A 16,041-nucleotide genomic window follows, 5' to 3' on the forward strand; every position below is an offset into this window, starting at 1 on the left:
GCCGCCCACGCTTCCAGCTGCGGCGTAAACACCGGGCTCACGACGGTGACGCGAGCCCCCGCCTCCAGGAGCGCGCGTGCCTTGCGCTCCGCCACCCGGCCCCCGCCGATAATGGCGCAAGGCCGCCCTTCAAGATCGAGCATAGCGGGATAGTAGGATTTGACGCCGGGGGACGGCCCCGGGAGCCTTCCTTCGCCTTTCGTCATTTCCTACGCCCCCTCAATACCATTGGTGGAAGTTCGAATATTGGTTAGCCAACAAAAAGTTGAGCAGCGTAATGACGAACGCGGCCAAATTCCACAACGCCAGCCGGTTGCCTGCGGCTTTCATCACCAACCGCTGAAACAAATAAAAAATATAGGCCAGCAGCACAAACCACGAATTCAGCACCTTCGGATCGAAAAACAGCATAAAATCGCCCTCAAGCGCAATCCAGACGATCCCAAGCGACAGCGTAAGCAGCAGAAGCGGAGCTCCGATGACGACGGAAACAAACGCGTAACGGTCCGTATTCTCCAGACTCGGCAGCCGCAGCATTTGCTGCGACCACTGCTTTTCCTTCAGCTTGCGGTGCAGAAACAAGTACATACCGGAAAAAATGGCGGATACAACAAATGCCGCATAGCCGGAAATCGCCAGCGTGATATGAATGAACAGCAGCTCGTCGTTAATGTTCCAATGCGCCAAGGTCGGCGCCAGTCCCGGCCGGCTGAAGACGTTAAGCGCAAATGTCGCGAATCCGAACACGTTGACCAAAAAAACAAACAGCTCGATCCGGAAAAAGCGGTTCACGATCAGCGAGACAGTCACAAGCAGCCAGGATAATATAAAAAGCGTTTCGAACATGGAAAACGCCGACAGCTTGCCGTGCGTGACCAAGCTGTAGATCAAATAGGCGGTCTGCAGCACCCATACAAAAGAAAGCAACCCTGTCCCCATCCGCTTTGCACTTCGGTTCGGACCGACAAAGTCCGAGAAGTAAAACAGGAGGCTCAGGGCATAAATATATAGAATGACATCGTACAACCAGGTTTGAGTGACCATGCTGTTCCTTTCCGGTCAAGCTTTGGCCAGAACGTCAAGCGCTTCGGCAGGCGCCGCGGCCCGCACTTTGGACAGCAGTTCTTCCTTGATCCGATCCTGCGCCGCCTCCGCCTCCTGCTTCCGTACCGCCTGCTCCACCCGTTTTTGCTCAGCCAAAGGCTCTTCCAAAGCAAAAATTTTCGTGAACATGTCCAGCGCGTCATCCCCGTGACGCTCGGCAGCCATTTCTTTAATGCGGACAATGGGGTCGCGCAGCATCTGATTGACGATGCTTTTCGTTAATTTGCGAATGACCTTCAATTCGTGTTCGTCCAAATCCGGCAGCTTCTTCATCAAGCTGTCCATCGTTTCCTCGTGAATCGTGGCCGCTTTGGTCTGCAGCGCTTGAATGACCGGGCTGACGCCCAGCGTTTTCGTCCACTGCTCAAAGGCTGCCATTTCCTCACGGATCATTTTTTCAATCTGCACCGCGGCTTTGCGCCTCTCTTCCAAATGGGAGTTCACGAGCGATTGAAGATTGTCGATATCGTATAAAAAGACGTTCGGCATCTCGCCCAGCCGCGGATCGAGGTCTCTCGGAACCGCGATATCGATCATGAACAGCGGTCGCGAGCGGCGCCGCTGCAAAATACAGGACACCTGCTCGGCCGTCAGCACGTAGCCGGCGGCTCCGGTAGAGCTGATCACGATGTCGGCTTCTTCCAGGTGCGCCAGCAGCCGGTCCATCGTGCTCGCCACGCCCCGGAACTTGTCCGCCAGCTCTTGCGCCCGGCTGAGCGTCCGGTTCACGACGATCACCTTGTCGGCTCCGTTCGCGTACAGGTGCTTAACGGTCAGCTCGCTCATTTTGCCCGCTCCGATAATCAGCACTTTCTTATGCGCGTAGCTGCCGAAAATACGCTTGCCCAGCTCGACAGCCGCATAGCTGACAGACACCGGATTTTCCCCGATGCCCGTCTCGAAATGAGCCCGTTTGGCCATCGTTACGGCTTGCTTGAACAGCGTGTTGAACAAGACGCCGGTCGTCTTCTCGCGCTGAGCCAACAGGAACGCGTCCCGAACCTGTCCCAAAATTTGCGTCTCGCCGATCACCATGGAATCGAGACCGCTCGTGACGCGGAACAAATGCTCGATCGCCTTATCGTTCTCGTAAACGTACAAATGCTGCTGAAATTCGTCGCGAGGCACGCCGAACCATTTCTCGATAAACCCCCGCAAATAATGGGCACAGGGCTGGCGGTCGACCGCCACATACAATTCCGTCCGGTTGCAGGTGCCCACGATGACGCACTCCATGACGCTCTTCGTTTCCTTGAGCTCCTTCAGCGCCAGCGGCAAATCCCCTTCGGCGAATGCAAATTTTTCTCTGATGGACACCGGTGCAGTGCGATAATTTAAACCCGCCACGACGATATGCATCTGGTTCACCTGCCTCCTCCTCGTAAAGTCAATTTATTATATCACACCATGCGGAACAAGTCCGAGTTTTTGCGACAATAATTTTGAAAGTTTTATTACAGGGAGAGGGGGGGGCTCCATCCCCCTAAATCCCCCTTCGTAAGGGGGACCCCAGGGGGCTTGCCCTCTGGACCCCCGAGCTTCGATGCGCAGTTGGTGGAGTGAGCGCTTTTCCTCCTTGTGCTAACCGCCCCCTCCCTCTTATGGAGAGGAGGGCCGGTTAACGCAAGGATACGCTTAACGGGTGCGGGAACGGGTAAAGAACGTGAGAGGCACAGAGATGCGCTTGAGAGCAGTTGTAGTGCCGGGATCGCGTCTGTTCAGGAGAGGCCGGCTTCCCTTGGGAAGCGGCCGTCTCCTGAACATGCTTCACTGCGATAAGGGTTCGACTCCCACTTCGACGGGAGCGAGCCATGCCCGTCCCCTTCCACCGATCATTCCCTAACTTTCCCCAACATCCTATCACGCCTGACCGAAGCAGGCTGTGATTGAAATCACGCTAACTAGCCCATGTATCAACCAACAGCGCCAGCCTCCCCTGTCAGCAACTTCGTTCCCCTACCTTGCCTACCATGCCTAAGGCTGCCAGTTTTAGTTTCCTCCGAAACGGTCGGGCCTATACGACCAGGCGATTATTGCAGCAGCTTTTTGCGCAGGAGGTCGGCGATCGCTTTGTCGGATTTCATCAAACGGTCGTTCTGCGAATCGACAATGTCGGCGCCGCTCGACATCAGCTTGCCGTAAGCCTCGTACAGGTCGGCGTATAGCTTCGAAACGTCTCCGAGGGTCTGGGCCTCCTCCGCGCGCAAAGGGCGGGAGCCGCCGACCTGGAGGCGCAGCAAATATTGCATGAGCTGGGCAAGCGAATCGAGCTTCGCCAAGCTGGTTTCGCCGTAGGCGAGCGCCAGATGATCGTGCGCGAACGAAGCCGAGTAAACGGCTTGGCGGAGCGCGCTGAGCGAATCGGTATCTTTGAGCTTACCCGTTTCCTGCAAGTAGCTGCCGAGCAGCTCCATTTGAAAGAGGGATACTTGATACAGCAGCTTTTCCGCTTTTTCGGGCGGTGCCTTATGCCCAATCAGTTCCGCGATTTGCAGAACGGGCCAGACGATCAGCACGGCTACGATCAGGTACATAAACAGCTTCTTTCTGAATCTTTTCAACCCGGGTCCCCCTCCTCTGCCTGCGGCGGGCGCCGCAGGAACCAAGCTCTCTTTGAGAGTGTATGGGCCCGGGGCAAAAGAAATAACCACGGAATCGTCCGTGGTTATCGTATATGCGTTGTAATTATTTTACCAATTCAGCTTGCTTCAATACCGGTGTTTCCACTTGCAGCTCACCCATACCGCGAACCAGTTTCTTCGCATGAGACACTTCCGGCTTCAGCACGGACAGCATGTGCTCGATCGCGAGTTGAGGGTCTACCGTCTCACCGCAAGTATAGCAGTCAAGGGCAGCAAATCCTCTCTCAGGATACGTATGAATGGAGAGATGACTTTCCGACAACATGACCAGAACGGTTGCCCCTTGGGGTTCAAATTGTTTGGATTGTACCGACAAAACGGTTGCTCCGCATACCTCAGCAGCTTCTACCATTTGCGCTTGTAACCATTCAGCATTGTTGAGAAGATCAAAATCTACTCCCCAAGTGTCTACAGCTACGTGTCTTCCGAAAGTTGAATATTCCATCTTCCGGTTCCCCCTTCCTAGGAATAAAATGTTTTGAAAATTTCATCCGCTAGGACCTACGTCATTCACTTCCCGAGGGAATAATCTCTCGCAACATTACATGTCCTGAGTGAATCCTGGTTCCTATTTTGTTTTCAACGAAGATAAAAATAACATCTATTGAACAGAAATGCAACCCTTTTTTTTGCACAGGCCATATTTACCTGCCCGGCGGCGTCACACAACAATAAATTATGCCCGAAGCCCGCCCGGCGTGTAAGCTTTGGAGCGCCGAACAAGCCCAACTTTACCGCGTTTTTCATCCTGCCCAAGGTAAAAATACTCTCCGATGCATAAAAATACAAAAAAACTCTTCCCTGCCCTTTTTATGGGCAATCGGGAAGAGTTTTTTCCGCTATGGTCGAGAAGTCTAAAGGATATATGTTAAGCTTCGAGTACGAACAAGCGATGGGTAAGCTTCTGCAAGCGCCCGTCGATATGCTCCCGGATGGCTGCTTCTTGCATCTCGTTTCTCATGTCGAGCAGATGATTCACTTGGGCTTTGAGCATTTGGATTTCCTGCTCCACTTCATTCTTATGGAACAGCTGTTCCAATTGTCCGACGGTGTCCCGATATTCGTAAATCACTTTTTCCGCGGCGCCCTTTTTTTCGGTGATTCGGACAACCGCGCCTTGCTTGTACGTATAGACCATCGTGTATGCTGCATAAATGCGATGCACGACAGCGTCGCCTTTAAATTCGGCTACGGCCTTGCGCATCAAATTGACTAAATTTTTGTTGCGGATGCGGCATGTTCCCCGGCATACATACAAGTTCATTTCACGTTCGAACGACAGCACGATTTCTTCGCCGGCGTCGTCCGGCAATACCACCTCTTGATTTCCGTTTTCGAGTACTTTGACTTGCAGAGAGGCTCCGTGATCGACAAACATCCGAATGAACGTGGCCATCTCGGCTTCCGTAAGCTGCAGGCAGGTTTTGACGTATTCGGTCGCTAACCTAATTGCCATAAAAATCCCTCGATTCATTTTTTTCAAACCATGTGTCTGTGAGCCTGATTCTATTGTCTATATACATTATACTACATAATTATTTAATATTCCTGCCAGGCAGCCATTGATTTTCGCCGGAAATCAGAAAATTCCGCGTTTTCCTCGCAGGAGGACGGCATAAAAGCTTAAAAACTCGTTTTACCTCCTTTTGTTCCGCACTTCCCTGCGGCGCTGACGATGAAAAAACAATTCGTACATCACCGGCACGATAACCAGCGTCAGCAGCGTCGACGTAACCAAGCCCCCGATCACGACGACGGCAAGCCCTTTGGATATCAAACTGCCCTCCGATTCGGTCAGCGCCAAAGGAAATAATGCGCAAACGGTAGCGAATGCGGTCATCAGAATGGGACGCAGCCGCGTTTTACCCGCTTCGATCAGCGCCTCTCGTATAGTTAACCCGCTGTCGCGGTTTTGACGCACCCGGTCGATCAGCACAATCGCGTTCGTCACGACGATGCCGACCAGCATCAACAGCCCGATCATGGCGCTGACGGACAGCGGCTCTCCGGTCAAGTACAGGCCGAAGGCTGCGCCGACCGGCACGAACAGCAGTGAAGACAAGATGATGAACGGAACGCGCGCTTGACCGAAGGTGACGAGCATAACCAAATAAACCAGCCCGATGGCCGCAGCAATCGCGACGCCCAGATCCTTGAACGTCTTCTCCGTCTCGTCGCTGCCGCCGCCGAAGCCGAGCGTAACGCCTTCCGGCAGCGGAACGGCCGAAGCCGCGTCCCAAACCTCTTGCGTCGCTTGACTGATGTTGTTTCCGGTAATTTCCGCGCTGACCGCAGCATAAGGCTTGCCGTCCAGCTTCTGAATCGCGGATACGGTATCGGACGCTTCGACGGCCGCTACATCGCGAAGCAGCACCGGCCCTTTTTTACCGAACAGCGGCAGCTGCTCCAGCTCGGCGGCATTGGCAGGGCCCGCCGTATAGGCTGCCTGCACCTTTTGCGGCTTGCCATCCAGCTTGTATGTGCCGATCTCGACCGGCTTGGTCCGGTCCGCGACGAGCCCGAGCACCAGTTGGGGGTCGATTCCTGCCGCGGCGGCTTTCCCGGGATCGATGCGGACGGTCCACTGCCGCTGCTTTTCGCGGAAGTTGTTTTTGACCGAGCGCAAATAAGGCATCTGCTTCAGCCGGTCCTCCATCCGCTTGGCGGCTTCCCCCAACCGATCCGGTTGGCTGCCGAACAGCCGGACTTCGACGCTTGTTCCGGTCATGGGCGCGCCGGGGCCCATTTCCTGCACCGTTACGGTTCCCTCCGGCGAGCTCTTTTTAACGATGGCATCCATCTTGGCCGCGAGCGTCTTCACGACGGCTTCCATATCAGCCGAACGGCTAACGCTCATCATGTATTGCGCCTGATTCGCCTGCTTGAGACCGGAACGGTAATCAAACCCGCCGATCGTTGTAAATACATATTCGAAGACGTCCGGCTGTTCGCGGAGCATCTTTTCGATATTTTGGGAAATTTCGTTTGTTCTCTGAAGCTGGGAAGCCGGGGGCAGCTGCACGGCGGCTGCAACAATCCGCTGCTTTTCGTTCGGCAAAAAAATAAATCCGAGCTTCGGCACCAGCAAAAGCGACCCGGCAAGCACCGCCAGTGAAACACCGATGACGGACCATTTGTGCCGCAGCGCCGAGGCAAGCAGGACCGCATACCCCCGCTGCAGCGCGCTTTCCCGCTCCTCCGTCCCGCGGATGCGGCCGAAGGCAGCTTTGGCCAAAATGGGGACAAGCGTAACGGCGACAAACAACGAAGCGACGAGCGCAAAGACGACGGTTAGCGCAAACGGCTTAAAAACCGCCCCGGTAATTCCCCCCACGAAGCCGAGCGGCAAAAACACGACGACGGTCGTCAAGGTGGACGATGTAATCGCGCCCATAATCTCTTTGGTCGCATTAAGCGTAATTTGCGTCCGGTCTTCGCCGGGCTTTCTTTGGCTCATGCGCCTGTAAATATTTTCGATCACCACGATGCTGTCGTCGACAACCCGCCCTACCGCAACGGCCATCCCGCCCAGCGTCATGATGTTCAGGGTGATGTTCATGCGATTCAAAACGATCGAGGCGATCAATAAAGACAAGGGGATGGACAATACGGCGATGAGCGTCGCCCTTACATTTCTCAGAAACAGAAGCACCGCCAAAGAGGCGAACAGCGCTCCGTACAGTCCTTCCCTCTGCAGGCTTTCGACCGACTTTTTGATCCCTTCCGACTGATCGAAAGCGAGCGCGTAATCGATCCGGTCCCGGTGCTTATGGAGCACGGCGAACGCCTGATCGGCAATCTGGACCGTATTGGCATCCTGTTTTTTGGAAATGGATAGGGCCAGGGCGCTTTTGTCGTTGTAACGAACCAGCTCGGACGCTTCCTCCATCGGCTGCACAGCAGCAATATCTTCCAGAGCGATCTCTGCGGGGACAGGGGGAAAGCCCGTCTGGACATCAATCGCAAGCCGCTTCAATTCCTGAATGCCCGCGGCGCGCTGCTCGACCCGGACCGGAACGACCAGCTCGTTCTCCACAACGGAGCCGGCCGGAAAGGACAAAAATAGCCCCTGCACTTTTTGCTGAATTTGGGTTAAGGTTAGATTATACGCTTTGGCCTTGGCGGGATCGACGGCAATGCGGATATAGCTTTCCTTTAGGCCGCCTGCCGCTACGCTGCTGACGCCAGGAATTTTTTCCAATTCCGGCTGAATGTCCTCCACAATAAGCTCTTCAATGGAATCGCTCTGCTTTGAGAACACGGCCAGGTTTAGGATGGGCAGCGCGCTGAAATTCATTCGCGTCACTTTGGGCGTCACGCCTTCGGGAAGCTTCAGCCCCTTAAACGCGTCCTCTGCCTGACGGGAGGCCAGTTCCATATCCGTCCCGATCGGGTACTTCAACTGAACCACGGCGAAGCTTTCCATCGATTGGCTCGTTAACGATTCGAGGCCGCTGAGCGCTTTCAAGCTTCGTTCCAGCTCGCGCGTCACCCGTTCCTCCACATCGGCCGGAGATGCCCCGGGATACACGGCCTGCACAGTTAGCGTGGGCAGCTCCACATCGGGCAGCAAGTCCACCTTCAGGGACGTGAACGCGTATATCCCGCCGATCATAAGCAGGATGGAGCTGATCAGGATGGCGGCCGCATTTTTTAAGCTGAAACGGGTTAACAGGTTCAATTCGCTCAGACGCTCCTCGATTAGGATGGAAAACAAAGTCTCTTGCTCCAAGTTTGGAGTAAAAGGCGGCAGATTATACGAAGGAGGAATCCGCTGGATGAAAAATCATCGCATTCGCTTACGCCATACGGTCGGCGGGCTGCTCGCCGGGATCTTGCTCGGATTTGCTTCCGGCGTCCCCGCACATGCCGAAGAACCGCCTTTCCCGCTTCAAATTCCTTCGTTCCCGGTTCAAGTGAACGGCCTAAAGACCGACAACGAGCGAAGCCCTTATCCCGTATTGACGCATAACCATATGGTTTATCTTCCGGTGAAGCATTTCGCGGAGACCCTCGGGTTGGACGTGGCTTGGGACGCTGCCCGCGGGCTAAAGATTGGCCGCCGCGAGCACCCTTCCGGTCAACGGCCCCCTGCCGAGCCAAAGGACAAGGCATCCGTTAGCCGGCGTTTTGAAGCTGTACTGCCTGAGTTCCCCATCGAAGTGAACGGGAAATCCGTTAACAACGCCAGCGAACCGTACCCGCTTCTTTTGGTGGACAACGTTTCCTATTTTCCGATGACCTGGCGTTTTACCCATAAGGAGTTCGGCTGGCGGACCGATTGGAGTGCGCAAGAAGGATTTCAGCTTACAACGGAGCAGCAAAAGGTGCTGCACCGCATTATCGGGGAAGATTCGGAGGCACTCTATGTAGAAGCCGCGTCGGACCGGATATTGAGGGTGAACAAAGACCTGAAAGGCGATCCGTCCCCGATCGACGGCAAAGCGAAGACTGGTGTGAGTCCATTAGCGGAACAGCGGAAGCCCGGCGTGTCTTTTACCGGGGACCTGAAGCTAACCGCCGTGCGCCTGGGGGATTCGGTCTATTACAACAACATCGAATTGCTGTCGCTCAAGCCGATACTGGAAAAAGCGGCGGCCTTCTACGAATCGCAAACGGAGTATGCAAATAAGGGACTGGACGTGCAATCCAAAATCATGAAGCTCGACGACCGGACGGTGCTTGCCGTCATTTCGATCTCAAGCTTTCTGCACATCCCCGCTCCCTACACGCCCTATACGCATGAGGCTTTCATCATTCAGGACGGAAAAGCTTCGTCCGTGCCGGATTTGACACAGGTGCCTACCCGCGTCGTCCGCAACCCGGACGGTTCGTTCTGGATCGCCAGCGAAGCGGCTGACCGGATGACAAGCCGGACGCCGAACGTATACGGTCAGCTCGCACTGCTGGACTCATCGGGACAGCTCCGCGGCATGAACACGAGACTTGGGGAAAAAGACATCGATCTGCTGGCTTCCACCGCCGACGGCTTGACGGTCAAGGCCTACAGCGACCGTTTTAAAGCTTACCATGACAGCTTCATTCCGCTTGATGCGGAGGAACGGGAGACATACTATCATCTGGACCTTAAGGGAAGCGAAACGCGGCTGTTTTTGTACAAAGGGGCAGGCAGAGGCTACGTGGACAGCAAGGGGCACATTTACGTCGTCGACCGCCAGGTGAACCGCATTTCCGATCTGACGTCCGGTCAGAGCCGGATGTGGTGGGATTATGAGCTTATGCCGTAATAACAACCTTAAAAAGGCTATTTCCCGGTTCCGGTACAAGACCGGATGAGATCGGGAGATAGCCTTTTATCGGTTTCCGCCCTTGGAGGGCAGCGTATTACTGTTATGGATTGCCGGATTCCGGCTGCGTCTGAGGCAGTTCCTCCGCTGCGGGGTCGGCGGCATAGCCGATCTTCTGCTCGATGATCTGCCACAGCTCGTCCTTCCCCAGTCCCAATTCGGACGAAAATAGGACGACCGGGTCCGACTTGTCCGTTCCAAGCGTTTCCTTGACGATCTTGAGATGCTGCTGCCACTTGCCGCGCGGAATTTTATCCGCTTTCGTCGTCACGATACAAAGCGGCGTGCCGTGATGCTTCAGCCACGAATACATGGCCTGGTCGTCTTTGGACGGCGGGTGACGAAGATCGATAACGAGCAGCACGAGCTTCAAAAATTCCCGGTGGAGCAAATAATTTTCGATGAATTTGCCCCATTTTTCACGTTCGCTTTTAGACACCTGCGCATATCCGTACCCCGGCAAGTCGACAAAGAACAAATCGGAATTAATTTTGTAATAGTTCAACTGCTGTGTTTTGCCGGGCTTGGAGCTGGTACGGGCCAAGTTTTTGCGGTTGATCATCCGGTTGATCAGCGAAGACTTCCCTACATTGGAACGCCCTGCCAGAGCAATCTCCGGCAAGGCATCGGCAGGGTATTGGCTCGGACCAACCGCGCTGATGATGAATTCAGCTTGATTGACCTTCATTCGTTTCACTCATTTCTTGATGGGGCGTTGAGAGGATGGAATTGCGTTTATTTCTTCCGGCTGAACCGGAAGGTATTTCCACTCCACCGCTCTTGAAATTCAAGTTGTCTTTATTATCCGTTGCGGATACAACTTGATTTCAAAGGCGGCCGTAAACTTTCCGTGGAAACACCTTCCTCGCTTTGGAGTAAAATAAAAATGCAAAACCCATCCACCTAACGCCTGTTATTATACGCCTACAGGCTTGACCAGAGCGTGTTCGAGCACTTCATCCATATGCGAGACCGGGATGAACGTCAGCTCGGAGCGCACGCTCTCGGGAATTTCTTCGATGTCTTTGGCATTGTCCTTCGGCAGCAGCACCGTGCGGATGCCGGCGCGGTGGGCGGCCATAGCCTTTTCCTTCAGACCGCCGATCGGGAGCACGCGGCCGCGAAGCGTGATCTCCCCCGTCATCGCGACGTGGCGCGAGACCGGGATATTGGTCAAGGCCGAGATGAGCGCCGTGCCCATCGCAATGCCGGCGGACGGGCCGTCCTTCGGAATGGCGCCTTCCGGCATGTGCACGTGGACATCGTATTTTTCATGGAAGTCCGGCTGAATGCTGAATTGCTCAACCCGCGAACGGGTGTAGCTGAAAGCCGCTTGAGCCGATTCCTTCATGACGTCTCCGAGCTTGCCGGTAAGCGTCAGCTTGCCGCTGCCGGGCATCACCGTCACTTCGATAACGAGCGTGACCCCGCCGACCTCCGTCCAGGCAAGCCCGGTCACCGCGCCGACCTGATCGCGCTCCTCCACCATGCCGTAGCGGAATTTCGGCTGGCCGAGATACTCTTTCAGGTTGTCGGCCTTCACATGCACGGCCGTCGCTCCGCCGACGATTTCCTTGGCGGCCTTCCGGCAGATGGACGAAATTTGCTGCTCCAGGTTGCGGACGCCCGCCTCGCGCGTATATTCGCGCACCGTACTCATAAGTGCGTCTTCGTCTATGACGAGTTGGCCATCCTGCAGCCCGTGGTTTTCCTGCTGCTTCGGCAGCAGGTAATTGCGCGCGATGTGCAGCTTCTCGATTTCCGTATATCCCGGAATGTACAGCACTTCCATCCGGTCAAGCAGCGGCCGCGGGATGTTGTGTATGGCGTTGGCCGTCGTTACGAACATCACGTTGGACAGATCGAACGGCACTTCGACGAAATGGTCGCTGAACGTGCTGTTCTGCTCCGGGTCCAGCACCTCAAGCAAAGCGGAGGCCGGGTCGCCGCGGAAGTCCATCGCCATTTTATCGATTTCGTCCAGCAGGAAAACCGGGTTGTTCGTTCCCGCGTTTTTCATCCCTTGAATGATCCGTCCCGGCATGGCGCCTACGTACGTGCGGCGGTGTCCGCGGATTTCCGCTTCGTCGCGCACGCCGCCCAAGGAAATGCGCACGAATTGCCGGCCGAGCGACCTGGCAATCGAACGGGCGATCGACGTCTTCCCGACCCCGGGAGGCCCGACGAGGCAAAGAATCGGTCCTTTGAGCTTCTTCACCAGCTTTTGCACGGCCAAATATTCAAGGACGCGCTCCTTCGGCTTCTCCAAGCCGTAATGATCCTGATTCAGAATCTCCTCGGCTTTGCGGATATCGAGGTCGTCTTCGGTCGCTTGGGCCCAGGGCAAGCCAAGCAGCCAGTCGATGTAGTTGCGGATGACCGAGCCTTCGGCGGAAGTCGCGGGCATCTTTTCCAGCCGGTCGATTTCCTTCTCGATCTTTTCCTTGACCTTCTCGGGCACGTCGCTTTGCGCAAGCTGGTTGCGCAGCTCCTCGACCTCGCCGGCCCGTCCCTCTTTATCCCCGAGCTCCTTCTGAATCGCCTTCATTTGCTCGCGCAAATAATATTCCTTCTGCGTCTTTTCCATTTGCTTCTTGACGCGCTGGCTGATCTTGCGTTCGAGCTCGAGCACTTCGCGCTCGTTGTTCAGAATGCCGAGCAGCTTCTCAAGCCGCAAACGGACATCGACGGTTTCCAAAATTTCCTGCTTATCTTTAATTTTTAACGATAAATGACTGCAAATGACGTCCGCGAGCCGCCCCGGTTCGTCAATATCGGATACGGCAGCCAGCGTTTCCGGGGTCACTTTTTTCGAAAGATTGATATAATGTTCGAATTGGTTCAGCACCGTGCGCATCAAAGCGTCAATTTCGGGATCGGACGTCTCCTGCTCAGGAAGTTCCCTGACGTGAACCTCATAGTATTCGTCGTTAACCAGAAACTCCGCAATTTCGGCGCGAACGACGCCTTCCACAAGCACGCGGATCGTTCCGTTCGGCAGCTTGAGCATTTGCCGCACTTTCGATATCGTGCCGATCCGGTAAATATCCTCGGTCTTCGGCTCCTCGATATTCACCTCGGATTGCGAGCACAGCAGGATCATGCTGTCTTCGACCATAGCCTTCTCCAGGGCCCGTACCGACTTTTCCCGGCCCACGTCCAAATGCAGAACCATGCTCGGATACACCAGCAGCCCCCGGAGCGGAAGCAGCGGCAAGCGGCGCAATTTTTGTTTGCTCGTTCCCATCCGCGAGCACCTCCAGACTATACTTACATGCTGTGATTTACATTTTATCAAAATTGGTTTTAAAACACCAATCGGGGTCTGCCGGCTTCCGCACTTACGAACAAAGAGACGCCAACCGCTCTATTCGAGCGCATCGGCGTGCAGAATCGTAACGGATGCACCGCTGACCGTCTCCTGAGGCATGGCGAGAGACTCGGCAGCCAGATGGGCGCTTTCTATACCCAGGGCGTGATGAAGCAGTTCCTCCACCGAGTCGACCGGAATGACCTCCAATCCGTTAAGCCCCGCAAAAACTTCCTGCCAGTTTTCTTTCGGAATGATGACTTTGGTCGCTCCTGCCTGAACAGCGGCTTCCACCTTGGCGATGACGCCTCCTACCGGCTTGACCTTGCCGTGAATGCTGATCTCGCCTGTCATCGCCAGATGGTTGTCGACCGGAATCCGTTTGATGGCGGAGGCAATCGCTACGGCCATCGATACGCCGGCCGACGGTCCGTCGATCGGAATGCCGCCCGGGAAATTGATATGCATGTCGTAATCGTAGGGCTGCAAGCCAAGCCGCCGCAGAACGGTAAGCACGTTTTCGACGGAGCCGCGCGCCATGCTTTTGCGACGCAGCGTCCGCGACCCGCCGCCCATCTCTTCCTCGTCCACGACACCGGTGATCGTAAATTGGCCCGTCCCCGGCTGCACCGCCGGAATAGCGGTCACTTCGATGTCAAGCAGCATTCCCAGATTCGGTCCGTATACGGCCAATCCGTTCACCAGCCCGATTTCCGGACGCTGGGGAATTTTTTTCTCCGGTCTCGGCGGAATCTGCGAGCTGTTGACGACCCATTCGATGTCGGCGGCCGACAGTTCTCTGCGCTGATCGGTCAGCGCCATCCCTGCCGCAAGCTGAATAATGTTCACCGCTTCGCGGCCGTTGGTCGCGTATTTCTTCACGACCTCAATGGCGGAAGGACAGTCGGGAAAGCCGATTTTTTTCAGCGCCTTGGCGGCAATCGAGCCGATCTCCTCCGGCAGCAGCGGTCGGAAATAAATTTCCATACAGCGCGAACGGATCGCCGGAGGCAGCTCCTGCGGGTTGCGCGTCGTTGCCCCTACGAGCCGGAAATCCGCAGGCAGGCCATTCTGGAACACATCATGAATATAACTCGGCACATTCGTATCTTCGGAATTGTAATACGCGCTTTCCAAAAATACTTTTCGGTCTTCAAGCACCTTTAATAATTTATTCATCTGATGCGGATGCAATTCACCGATCTCGTCGATGAACAAAATCCCGCCGTGCGCCTTCGTCACCGCTCCCGGTTTCGGCTGCGGAATGCCGGCGACTCCCATGGCTCCCGCCCCTTGATAGATCGGATCGTGCACCGAACCGATTAACGGGTCGGCAATGCCCCGCTCATCGAACCGCGCCGTCGTCGCATCGATCTCCGTAAATTTGGCGTCCGGACGAAAAGGCGATTCCGGATTTTTCTTCGCTTCTTCCAATACGACGCGGGCGGCGGCCGTCTTGCCCACACCGGGCGGACCGTAGATGATCACATGCTGCGGATTGGCGCCGCACAGCGCCGCTTTCAGGGCACGCAGCCCTTCCTTTTGCCCGACGATGTCCTCCATGGAGGTCGGTCTTGTTTTTTCGGCTAACGGTTTATTTAAAGAGACGGATCGCAGCCTGCGCAGCTTCTCCAGCTCTTTCTTCGATTCCTTGTCGACGGCGGAACGGTTGGTCTGCTGGTTGCGCAGCAAGTTCCAAAAATACATACCGATAACGATGGCAAAAAACAACTGGATAACCATCAAAACCACGCTGATATTCAATCGAATCCCTCCTGTTGCTGACGGCCGCCAGAACGGCCGCTACGGCATTAATATAATTGGTAGTATTGCCCTGTCATGGTAGCATTAATCGCTGCGCCTTAAGAAACTTTTTGGGGATGCTAAAACTGTGAAACAACATAAGCTGCTGACGATTTTATACGAAAGGAGGGGCAGCGGATGTCATGGCCCAATTCATGGAATCGGGCGATTCACCTTGCCGTTGCCGCAATGCTGGCGCTGACCGTCCTGACTTTCCGGGCCGGTCATGCGGGAGCAGCGGTGCCCGAATCCTGGCTCTTGCCGGAGCTGAAGTCTGCCAATCCGGCGTTATCGAGTGTCGACGTCTTAATCGATGTAGGGCACGGCGGTATCGACGGCGGCACCTCGCACGGCGACCTGCTGGAGAAAGATATCAACTTGGCGATCGCCAAAAAAACGTACGACGCTTTGCGCCGAAAAGGGGTCAATGTCTTGATGAACCGGATGGACGATTACGCGTTAAGCGGAGAAAATTTATGGCTGAAAAGCCATTCGAGACACATCAAGGATTTGGCCCAGCGCAGCCATCTGTGCAATGAGGTCAAGCCCAAAATGATGCTCAGTCTGCATGTCAACTCTGCCCGTCGCGCTTCGAAGCGCGGCGCCATCGTCATTCATCAAAGAAAACCGCAAAGCGAGCAGCTCGCCAAGGCACTGCAGGAAGCGCTGAACGCGGTATACGGCACGAACGACAAGCCTGTACCGGGCCGCACGTTTTATTTGCTGAAGCATGCCAAGGCACCATCGGTAATCGTTGAAATGGGCTTCATTACGAATGCCGAAGACCGGCGTATGCTTACCGAGGAGCGGTCCCAGCAGCTCATCGCGGAAGCGATCGCAGCAGGCGTCGAACAATACATGCAGCAGCCAAAAA

The 16,041-nt window shown here is 55.2% G+C and carries 12 protein-coding genes; 2 read left to right on the top strand and 10 right to left on the bottom strand.

Annotation, left to right across the window (positions count from 1 at the left end; translation table 11 throughout):
* The 7 genes from PEH01S_RS31960 to PEH01S_RS31990 all read right to left on the bottom strand — a co-directional run.
* Nucleotides 1-206 (bottom strand): precorrin-2 dehydrogenase/sirohydrochlorin ferrochelatase family protein (locus PEH01S_RS31960; protein ID WP_164828114.1); only part of this gene is annotated, 206 nt, incomplete at its 3' end.
* A 13-nt stretch (nucleotides 207-219) separates the two neighbouring features.
* Complete coding sequence (ccsA, locus tag PEH01S_RS31965) at nucleotides 220-1,044, bottom strand: cytochrome c biogenesis protein CcsA (RefSeq protein ID WP_025849650.1); 825 nt, start codon at nucleotides 1,042-1,044, stop codon at nucleotides 220-222.
* 15 nt (nucleotides 1,045-1,059) lie between these two features.
* On the bottom strand, nucleotides 1,060-2,463 hold the full coding sequence (hemA, locus tag PEH01S_RS31970) for a glutamyl-tRNA reductase (RefSeq protein ID WP_025849651.1): 1,404 nt from the start codon (nucleotides 2,461-2,463) through the stop codon (nucleotides 1,060-1,062).
* 671 nt (nucleotides 2,464-3,134) lie between these two features.
* Entirely contained in the window at nucleotides 3,135-3,665 is a 531-nt protein-coding gene (locus tag PEH01S_RS31975; protein WP_025849652.1) for a hypothetical protein, read from the bottom strand.
* A 124-nt stretch (nucleotides 3,666-3,789) separates the two neighbouring features.
* Nucleotides 3,790-4,191 (bottom strand): adenosylmethionine decarboxylase, encoded by a 402-nt coding sequence (speD, locus tag PEH01S_RS31980; protein WP_025849653.1) that lies wholly within the window; start codon nucleotides 4,189-4,191, stop codon nucleotides 3,790-3,792.
* 423 nt (nucleotides 4,192-4,614) lie between these two features.
* Nucleotides 4,615-5,202 (bottom strand): hypothetical protein, encoded by a 588-nt coding sequence (locus PEH01S_RS31985; protein ID WP_025849654.1) that lies wholly within the window; start codon nucleotides 5,200-5,202, stop codon nucleotides 4,615-4,617.
* A gap of 180 nt (nucleotides 5,203-5,382) precedes the next feature.
* Nucleotides 5,383-8,463 carry an efflux RND transporter permease subunit gene (locus tag PEH01S_RS31990; protein WP_281281553.1) on the bottom strand — a complete coding sequence of 1,027 codons (3,081 nt, stop codon included), beginning with the start codon at nucleotides 8,461-8,463 and terminating at the stop codon, nucleotides 5,383-5,385.
* Nucleotides 8,464-8,524: 61 nt separating this feature from the next.
* Here PEH01S_RS31990 and PEH01S_RS31995 point away from each other — a divergent pair, with 61 nt between their 5' ends.
* Entirely contained in the window at nucleotides 8,525-9,994 is a 1,470-nt protein-coding gene (locus PEH01S_RS31995) for a hypothetical protein (RefSeq protein WP_127490203.1), read from the top strand.
* Nucleotides 9,995-10,097: 103 nt separating this feature from the next.
* On the opposite strand, the gene yihA is transcribed toward PEH01S_RS31995, so the two are convergent.
* From yihA to lonB, 3 genes are all read right to left on the bottom strand, one after another.
* Nucleotides 10,098-10,742 (bottom strand): ribosome biogenesis GTP-binding protein YihA/YsxC, encoded by a 645-nt coding sequence (yihA, locus tag PEH01S_RS32000; protein ID WP_025849657.1) that lies wholly within the window; start codon nucleotides 10,740-10,742, stop codon nucleotides 10,098-10,100.
* A 228-nt stretch (nucleotides 10,743-10,970) separates the two neighbouring features.
* A complete protein-coding gene (gene lon / locus PEH01S_RS32005) occupies nucleotides 10,971-13,301 on the bottom strand; it encodes an endopeptidase La (protein WP_127490204.1) in 2,331 nt (776 codons plus the stop codon).
* Nucleotides 13,302-13,421: 120 nt separating this feature from the next.
* Nucleotides 13,422-15,128: an ATP-dependent protease LonB gene (lonB, locus tag PEH01S_RS32010; RefSeq protein ID WP_025849659.1), complete on the bottom strand. Its 1,707-nt coding sequence runs from the start codon at nucleotides 15,126-15,128 to the stop codon at nucleotides 13,422-13,424.
* 177 nt (nucleotides 15,129-15,305) lie between these two features.
* Here lonB and PEH01S_RS32015 point away from each other — a divergent pair.
* Nucleotides 15,306-16,041, top strand: a 736-nt coding sequence (locus PEH01S_RS32015) for an N-acetylmuramoyl-L-alanine amidase family protein (RefSeq protein ID WP_164828115.1), incomplete at its 3' end; no start/stop codon positions are given.

The organism is Paenibacillus ehimensis NBRC 15659, assembly GCF_004000785.1.
GTDB classification, from domain to species: Bacteria; Bacillota; Bacilli; order Paenibacillales; family NBRC-103111; genus Paenibacillus_G; species Paenibacillus_G ehimensis.